The sequence below is a fragment of the Mesorhizobium sp. M7A.F.Ca.CA.001.08.2.1 genome (genome assembly GCF_003998455.1).
In the GTDB taxonomy this organism is placed as follows: Bacteria; Pseudomonadota; Alphaproteobacteria; order Rhizobiales; family Rhizobiaceae; genus Mesorhizobium; species Mesorhizobium ciceri.
This window is the reverse complement of record NZ_RZPW01001172.1, coordinates 1-1,244: the sequence shown is the minus strand read 5'-3', so window position 1 is coordinate 1,244 and position 1,244 is coordinate 1. Positions and strand designations below refer to the sequence as shown.

1 protein-coding gene is annotated in these 1,244 nt (G+C 66.7%); it reads right to left on the bottom strand.

Going from position 1 to position 1,244, the window contains the following annotated elements:
* Nucleotides 1–139 precede the first annotated feature (139 nt).
* Nucleotides 140–1,244: efflux transporter outer membrane subunit (locus EN914_RS35915; protein WP_127389712.1), on the bottom strand; the 1,105-nt coding region annotated here is incomplete at its 5' end.

Genomic DNA, 1,244 nt, shown 5'->3' with positions numbered 1-1,244 from the left:
GAGACAGGTGCTGTGTGGGCACCATCAATAACAGCGATGCGATCACCCCGCCATCGCCAAACATGGAGTCCGCATTTTCACGCCCCGCATCGGCGATGGCGGCGTGTCTGCCGAATTGACGCCGCTGCCTGAGAGCGCCTCAGGAGGCCGGCTTCGACGCCAGCCGTGGACCGGCCTTGACGTCGACGATCTCCGGCTTGGCGCTGTCGACCGCGCCATCCCAGCCGCCGCCGAGCGCCTTGTTGAGGGCGATGTAGTTGGTCGCCAGCAGGACGCGGCTTTGCAGCAGCGAGTCCTCGGCCGAATAGAGCGAGCGCTGGGCGTCGAGCACGTCGAGGAGGCTTGTCTCGCCGGCCTTGTAGAGCGAGCCTTCGAGACTTGCCGCCTCGCCATAGGACTTCGCGGACGAGGCGAGCTTGGCGATCCGGATGCGCTCCTGCGACAACAGCACCAGCGCGTTCTCGACATCCTCGAGCGCCGTCAGCACCGAAGACCGGTAAGCGATGAAATACTGATCGCGTTGCGCCTTGGCGAACTCGACGGCCGCCTGCAATTGGCCGGCATTGAACAGCGGCACACTGAGCGTCGGCCCGAACGACCAGCCGATCGACGAATTCTTGCCGAGATCGCCAAGCTTCAGCGCCGCCGTGCTGATGTCTCCCGTCAGGCTGACCGAGGGATAGCGGGCGGCTTCGGCCTGGCCGATCTTGGCGGTATATTGCGCATATTGGCGCTCCGCCATGCGCAAATCGGGCCGCGATAGCAGGAGGTCGGCGGGAATTCCGGTGGGCATCGGCAGGCGCGGTGCAGGAATGGGCGCGACCCGCTTCAGCCGCTCGTTGAGCGAGGCAGGCGGCCGGCCGGCCAACACCGCGAGACGATGCACGGCCTGCGTATAACTTGCCTCCAGCGTCGGAACGGCGGCTTCGGTGCTCGCTGCCTGCCCCATCGCCTTGGCGACATCGGCGGCGGTCGCCGTGCCCGCCTGCGCCATGGTGCGGGTAAGTTCGGCGGTCTGTCTTTGCGACGCGGCCGAACGACGGGCGAGCGCGATGCGGGCCTGGTAGCCGCGCGCCTGGGTATAATAGGAAGCGACATCGCCGACCAGGGTGAGAAGCGTCGAGCGCAGTTCCTCCTGCGAGGCGTTCAGCCCGTAGCGCGCGGCCTCTACGCCCCTCCGGTTGGCGCCGAACAGGTCGAGCTCCCAGCTTGCATCGAAGCCGGCCTGGTACTCGCTGTAGGTG